Raw genomic sequence first — 7,280 nt, forward strand, 5'->3', positions numbered from 1 at the left:
CATGCACGGCCAGTGGGATTGGATGAATGATCCCGACATTCACTCCTCAGTGTGGGATTGGGACACCGCGTCGACGGCGGAATCGTGGCGGCACTCGCACAACTTCATCCACCACACCTACACAAACATTCGGGGCAAAGAGAAAGATCTCGGCTACGAGATCATGCGGATCGATCCTAACCAGAAATGGAAGCCCGCCTACCTGGGGCAATTCTTCTACAACCTATTGCTCACGGTGCTGTTCGAGTGGGGCGTGGCGGTGCACGACATGGATATCGACGCCATTCGAGCCGGTGAGAAGCCGTGGTCGGAGGTGCGCAAGGACCTTAAAGGCATCGGCATCAAAGCGCGCTCGCAGATCCTGAAGGACTACATCGGCTGGCCGCTGATCAGCGCCGGCGCATTCGGCCTTGTCCAACTGGCATCGGGTGGACGGCTCGAACAGCCGACGAAATCGCGAGTGGGCCGCCGACTACGCAAGATATCGAGCAGGGGCCGCGTCGGTGCCACGGCGAATTTCCTGGATAAAGTTGCGCCCGGTGTGGAAAGCACTTACCTGCGCACTTTGACCGCTGACGCCCTGGCGAATGTGATCCGCAATGTGTGGGCGCACGCCATCATCTTCTGCGGCCACTTTCCCGACCAGACCTACACGTTCAGCCAAGAAGAGGTCGAGGACGAGACGCGTGCCGAATGGTATCTGCGGCAGTTGGTGGGTGCGGCCAATATCGATGGCAGCCCGCTGTTCCACGTGATCAGCGGCAACCTCGGGTACCAAGTCGAACACCACCTGTTTCCCGATATGCCGGCCAGCCGGTACTCCGAGATCGCGCCCAAGATCAAGGACGTCTGCGAGCGCTACGAGCTGCCCTACAACACCGGGCGCTTCTCCAAGCAGTGGTTCATGGTGCACCGCACCATCTTTCGACTGGCATTCCCCGGCGGAAAACCGCGGCCGAAGCCAGGCCCCTACCGCGGCGCGGACCGGCGGACCGAGCCTCGAGCTGACAGTGAGGCGAGCCGATTCCGCAACCGTCTGCCCGCCGAACACCCGGATGCGGGTCCTGAGCACCAGTCCACGGGCGTCGAGGTGCAGCCGCCCCCGCGTGGCGCCGACTGATCGGCTCCGGGACGGGCTAGTCCTGTTTGGCGATCAGCCGCTTCAGCGCCTCGCGATCGGGTGCCAGCAGCTCGTCGATGCGTTCCTGGTTCACGTCGGCGACGATGATCTCGCCGACCTCCTGATACACGTTGCTGAAAATGCCGTGCGACTTCATCTTTTCGGTCTGATAGATGTTGTCCTCGGTCGGCGTCACGTAGTACACGATCTCCGGCTTGAACCGGTGGATCAGCCAGAGGTGGATGACGTCCATCAGCCGCTTCTTGCGCATCTTCTCCGCGAACGTGTTCTGGTCGCGCACCGTGAGGATGTTGCGGCCGTGGCGGTCCTTGATCGGGTCGACGACCACGTTGGCCAGCGGCTCTTCGGCCTGACCGTAGATGCCGAGGTCGAGCACGTCGGAGCCGGCGCGCCGGGGCCGCAGCCGAACCGTCAGCGTCTCGCCGATCTGGTAGTGGTCGCCCCACAACGCCAGCCACTCCTCCAGCAGCTTTTTCGGCACCTCGGTCTGCACTAGGTGCTGGCTCTGGGTGGATCCCTCGCCCATCGCCTTCGTGGTCGCCGTGCGGCCGGACGATGCGGCCAGCGCGGCGTCGCTGCGCGGACCGCCCACCAGCGTTTGCGGTGTGCGGTAAGGCGATTCGACCAGGCGCATCTTGCGTTGCAAGCGAGCCAGCGCCAGCATGCCCTCCTGGCGCAGCGATGTGGCGAACTCCTCGGCCGCGACGCCGTCGATCTGGTGTCCGCCGTAGGTGATGAAGTTGAAGACGAAGCCCATCTTGCCGAGTTCCTCTGGGAACGCCCGCATCTCGTCGTCGGTCATGCCGGTGGTGTCCCAGTTGAACGACGGCGAGAGGTTGTAGGCCAGCATCTGGTCGGGGAATTCGGCGTGGATCGCCTCGGCGAATTCGCGCGCGTCGACGAGATCGGCAGTCTTGGTTTCCATCCACAGGATGTCGGCGAATGGCGCCGCGGCAAGCGATTTCGCGATCGCATACGGGATGCCGCCGCGGATTTGGTAGTAGCCCTCCGGCGTCTTGGCCGGCTCGCAATCCCAAGCCACGGTGAGGCCCAGCTCCTTTGCCTTCTGCTGGGCGGTGTTGAGCGGCGCGCGCTGGGCGAACTTCCGCCACTCGTCGGCGCTCATGTCGTTTGACTCGTCGTCGCTCTCGGCGAACTCGAGAAGCTCCGCGACGGCCTCGCCGTAGGTCATCAGCCCGGCGTCGTTCTGCCAGGCGTCGACGAACTTCGACTCGACCTGGTCGAACACCGCGTCGACGGACTGCTGTGCGTGGTCGGGGGACGCGGCCGCCTGAGTGATCAGGTCGGCAATGCCGTGACGTTCAAGCCATGCATCGGCTGTCGCGTATTCGCCGGCGGGCAGGGCGTAGAGCAGGTGCCCGTTGAGCTCTTTGAAGCCCGCCTCGTAGAAGCGCCGCACCATCGCCAGGAAGCAGGATTTGTACGACGGGATCTTGAGGTTCGTGGTGCCCAGCACGAACGGCTGGTCGCGCTCGTCGGCACGGCTGTCGAGCAGGTTGGCCGCCTCGGCGTCGGTGCGCGCGACGATGATGCCGGGCACTCGCATGATGTCGAGTTGGAATCGGGCGGTGTTGAGGCGTTTGATCTGTTCGTCCGATGGCACCAGGACCTTGCCGCCCTGATGGCCACACTTTTTGGTGCCCGGCCGCTGGTCCTCGATGTGATATCCCGGCACGCCCGCTTCGACGAACCGTTTGATCAGGTTGCGCACGTGCGGATCACCACCGTGGCCGGTGTCGGCGTCGGCGATGATGAACGGCCGGTAGTCGACCGCCGGCGTCCTTTCGCGCTGTTCCTCGCTCATCCGCAGCCGCAGGTACTGCTGATTGCGGTCGGCGGTCAGCAGCGCGCGGACCAGGCCGGCGGCCTCGTCGGGCACCTGGCTGAGCGGATAGCTCGCCAGGTCGGGCCCCGGGTCCTCGCTGATCGAGCCCTTGGCCGACGTTGCCCAACCGCCGAGGTAGATGCCCTCGATGCCCATCCGTTTCATGGCCACGGCCTGGCCGGGGGAGTACGGCCCGAACGTGGTGATGCTCTTGCGTTGCGCGAAGAGTTCGCGCAACCGCGGGTAGAAGGCTTCGGCGGCCTCACGCGCGATCGTGTAGTCGGCGGGGATGGTGCCGCGCTGTTCGGCGACTTGCCGTGCAGAAAAGAGGCGGGTGATGCCGTCGAAGCGTGGACTGTCCTGGTATTGCTGCGTTGCGGCCACGTCACGCTCAAAGGCGTCATGCGAGTCCTGCTCGGACGGTGACAGCGTCTTTGCATCCGCCTCGATGGTGCTCATGTTCTCTGCGCTCCTCTTCATCCCCGATATGCCTTGATTGAGAGAGTCTATGGCGCATCGGGCATACCGCCGACGGGTTCGGGCTAAACCCTCCATCGCGGAGCGCGCCGGTCCCGGTGCGCGCAAGGTAAATGTCGCGGAGGACATTTATCAGCCGATATCGCATAGTCGGCTCGGCTACACTCACGGAGCGCGGCGACGGGGCCGCGACTGAGGGGAGCGGCAATGAGTTCTCTGCGAGCGGCCCGCGCGCCGCATTCCCTGCCGGTGGCCTTGCCGCCGAGCCGCACCGTGGAAGTGCGCTCCGCCGACGGGACCCGCCTACACACCGAGGTGTTCGGACCCGAGGGCGGCTATCCGATCGTTCTCGCCCACGGCATCACCTGCGCAATCCGGGTGTGGGCCTACCAGATCGCCGAGTTGGCCGGCGAATTCCGGGTGATCGCGTTCGACCACCGCGGTCATGGACGTAGCGGGATCCCGCGCCGCGGCGGGTACAGCCTCAGCCATCTCGCCGCCGATGTCGATGCGGTGCTTGACGCCACCTTGAGGCCGGGTGAGCGTGCCGTCGTCGCCGGGCACTCGATGGGCGGCATGGCGATCGCAGCCTGGTCGGATCGTTACCGGCACAAGGTCGAAGCGCGCGCCGACGCCGTCGCGCTGATCAACACCACCACCGGCGACCTGTTGCGTGAGGTGCGATTGTTGCCGATGCCGGCACCGTTTGCCGCGGTGCGGGTGTTGGGTGGGCGTGCCCTGATCAACATTTTCGGTTCGTACACGGTGCCACCCGCCGTGCGACGGGCCAGCCGCGAAATGATCTCGATGCTCGCGGTTGGCGCCGACGCGGACCCCGTCGTCGGGTCACTGATCTACGACCTGTTCAACTCGACCTCGCCGGCAGGCCGCGGAGGCTGTGGCAAGGCCCTTGTCGAGGCGATGGGACGCCGGCATATCGACCTGGCCGGCCTGACGGTGCCCACACTGGTGATCGGCAGCCAACGCGACCGGTTGACGCCGCTGGTGCAGTCCAGGCGAATCGCCGCTGCCGCACCGAATCTCGCCGGCCTCGTCGAGTTGCCCGGGGGCCACTGCTCGATGCTGGAGCGGCCCGCTGAGGTCAACCGGGAACTGCGGACACTTGCCGAATCGATCGCCGGCAGTAGGCGCATCAGCTCATAGCCGCCCGGCGACTTCGGCGGCGGCCCGCTGACCGGAACGCACCGCCCCGTCCAGGAAGCCGGTCCACTCGTCGGCGGTCTCGGTGCCGGCCCAGTGGATGGGCCCGACCGGGCGCCGCAGCCACGGACCGTAGCGCGTCCACGAGCCCGGCGGTACCGCGGCCGTTGGGCCACCTGGAGCGAATTCCTCAGCACCCCAACGATGATCGACGTAGTCGAGTGGCTTCAGTGCTTCATCGCCGAACAGTGCGGCGAAGCACTCAAGCGCGCGTTGCCGACGCTGATCGGCGGGTAGCTCGTCGAACCTGCGGGCGTCGACAAACCCGAGCAGGATCCCGGGCCCGTCGGGCTGCGGGCTGACATCGAAGGTGATGAACACCGGACCCTCGTCGGACAGGGCCTCACCGGAAAATCCTGCGCTGCGCCAAAACGGCGCAGGATAGGCGGCATAGGCCTTGCTGAGCCGGCCTTGCGGCCAATGCGCGGGCAGTTGCCGATGTTCGGCGGGCAGCGCGGGAGTGAATTCGATGACGTTCCAATGCTCCGGTGGGACCGCGACAACGACGTATTTGGCTTCCGCCGCGCCCTTTTCGCTGGTGACGGTCACGCCGTCGTCGTGGTAATCGATGCGCCGCACCGCGGCTTCCAACACGACGCGGTGGCCGAGTTCGGCCGCCGCCGCGTTGGCGATCTGTTGCGTGCCGGCCGCGAAACGGTCTTGCTGGGCGCCGTTTTCGACGTCGAGCATCCGATCCAGACCACCGGCCGCGCGGGCGTAACGAGCGGCGTGCAGCATCGACACGTCGTCGAGTTCGCATCCCCAGGTGACCCGCGCCATGATCGCCAGCAGGTCCCGGGTGGTGGCGCCGGCGCGCACCGATCGCAACCACTGACTTAATGACTGGCTGTCCAGCCGGGCAGCGCGCCGGGCCGTCCACGGGTCCGTCAGCGGAATAGTTCGGGCGATGCGTTCGAATTGCCAACGCACACGGCCGAGATCGATCAGGCCGCCGAGTGAGAGCCGCGGGATTGTGCCGCTGTAGGAGCGGACCGCGCCGCGCCACCGAATCAGGTTGGCGCCATCGTGGTAGGTCGGAACGGTCGGGATGCCGAGCTCGTCGGCGAGAGCCAGTACGGCGTCCTGCGTCGGGCCCACGAATGTACCGCCCATGTCGACCGGGATGCCGGCGACGTGGCCGGTATACGAACGGCCGCCGACCCGGTCACGGCCCTCGAGCACCCGCACATCGTGGCCGAGCCGGGTGAGCTCGCGGGCAGTGGCGAGACCGGCGAAACCGGCACCCACCACGACGACGTCTGCGGTCCAAGTCGCGTTAGGCATGTCCTTCAGTCAACCCCATCGATGCTGCGTAATGTCAGGGACCAACCGACACCACCCGGAATCGTTGTCAGGCGGCCCTCGTTGAAAGTCTTCGCCGCTCTATATGGCCTGGCCGACGCGGCTGAGCGCGCTCAGGAGCTTCGCGACGCCGGTGCCAGTGGAGTCACCACCTTCGAGGGGTCGCACGATGTATTCGCACCGCTGACGTTGGCGGCAAGTGTGCCCGACCTGAACCTGATGACCAATGTCGCGATCGCGTTCCCACGCAACCCGATTCATCTGGCGCATCAGGCCAACGACCATCAGCTGTTGAGCTCGGGACGATTCATCCTCGGCCTGGGAACGCAGGTCCGGGCTCAAATCGAAAAGCGTTTCGGCGCCGAGTTCGACAAACCGGTGGCCCGAATGACCGAGCTGATTGGGGCGCTGCGGGCGATCTTTGCGGCCTGGAGCTCCGGGGAGCGGCTGGACTTTCGCGGCGACTACTACCGGCACACGCTCATGACGCCTGCATTCAACCCGGGCCCGAATCCGTATGGGCCGCCGCCGATCTACGTGGGCGCGCTCGGGCCGCGGCTGACCCGCGCCGTCGCACAGCACGCGGACGGTCTGCTGGTGATGCCGTTCGGCTCGAAACGGTTCCTGCACGAGCACACCCTGCCGATGGTGCGCGAGGGTCTGGCGGCGTCAGGCCGCCACACCACCGATTTGGCCGTGCTGCCCGAAATCATCGTCTCCGCAGGCGAAACCGATGCTGAACGCGAACAGGCCGACGCGCGGACGCGCGCGCTGCTGGCGTTCTACGGCTCGACACCGGCGTACCGGCCGGTGCTGGCGGCGCATGGCTGGCAGGATCTGCAGCCCGAATTGAACACGTTGTCCAAGCAGGGCCGCTGGGAAGAGATGGGCGGGCTGATCGACGACGAGATGCTGCACACCATTGCCGCGTGCGGCACACCGGCTGATGTCGCACACCACATCCGCGACCGTGTCGACGGGATCGCCGACACAGTCTGCCTCTATCAGGCGGCGCCGTTGAGCCTGCAGACCCTGTCCGCGATCGTCGACGAATTACGCTGAGACACCTTACGGCGCAACCGTTAACCAGTCCTTGAAGCCGGACGGGTCGTGCCGACCCAGCGCGCCGTGTTCGTAGAGGCCCCAGCCCTCGACCGGATCGCCGTTGCCGTCGCGGCACACCGCGCGCCCGACATGGTCGATGACGCCGAATCCGGATCGCCCGATGATCGCCGGGTCGGTCATGTCGTAGGTCAGCCGTTCGACGAACTTCTCGCCCTTCCACATGCCGTG

At 66.0% G+C, this 7,280-nt stretch carries 5 protein-coding genes and 1 pseudogene; 3 read left to right on the forward strand and 3 right to left on the reverse strand.

Annotated features, from left to right (window positions below; translation table 11 throughout):
- A partial coding sequence (locus VGH54_RS27495) for an acyl-CoA desaturase (protein ID WP_331515291.1) occupies positions 1-1,120 on the forward strand: 1,120 nt, incomplete at its 5' end.
- A 16-nt stretch (positions 1,121-1,136) separates the two neighbouring features.
- On the opposite strand, the gene aceA is transcribed toward VGH54_RS27495, so the two are convergent.
- Positions 1,137-3,446 carry an isocitrate lyase ICL2 gene (aceA, locus tag VGH54_RS27500; RefSeq protein WP_331515292.1) on the reverse strand — a complete coding sequence of 770 codons (2,310 nt, stop codon included), beginning with the start codon at positions 3,444-3,446 and terminating at the stop codon, positions 1,137-1,139.
- Between the two features lie 225 nt (positions 3,447-3,671).
- On the opposite strand from aceA, the gene VGH54_RS27505 reads away from it, so the two are divergent.
- Complete coding sequence (locus tag VGH54_RS27505; protein WP_331515294.1) at positions 3,672-4,628, forward strand: alpha/beta hydrolase; 957 nt, start codon at positions 3,672-3,674, stop codon at positions 4,626-4,628.
- Here the strand turns inward: VGH54_RS27505 and VGH54_RS27510 are convergent.
- Positions 4,623-5,969, reverse strand: a complete 1,347-nt coding sequence (locus tag VGH54_RS27510; RefSeq protein ID WP_331515295.1) for a flavin monoamine oxidase family protein — start codon at positions 5,967-5,969, stop codon at positions 4,623-4,625. The genes VGH54_RS27505 and VGH54_RS27510 overlap by 6 nt on opposite strands.
- Positions 5,970-6,050: 81 nt before the next feature.
- On the opposite strand from VGH54_RS27510, the gene VGH54_RS27515 reads away from it, so the two are divergent.
- Entirely contained in the window at positions 6,051-7,049 is a 999-nt protein-coding gene (locus VGH54_RS27515; RefSeq protein WP_331515296.1) for a TIGR03617 family F420-dependent LLM class oxidoreductase, read from the forward strand.
- 6 nt (positions 7,050-7,055) lie between these two features.
- Here the strand turns inward: VGH54_RS27515 and VGH54_RS27520 are convergent.
- Positions 7,056-7,280: pseudogene (locus VGH54_RS27520) on the reverse strand (hypothetical protein); the annotation flags it as partial.

It is taken from the genome of Mycobacterium sp. (assembly GCF_036488105.1).
Classification (GTDB): domain Bacteria; phylum Actinomycetota; class Actinomycetes; order Mycobacteriales; family Mycobacteriaceae; genus Mycobacterium.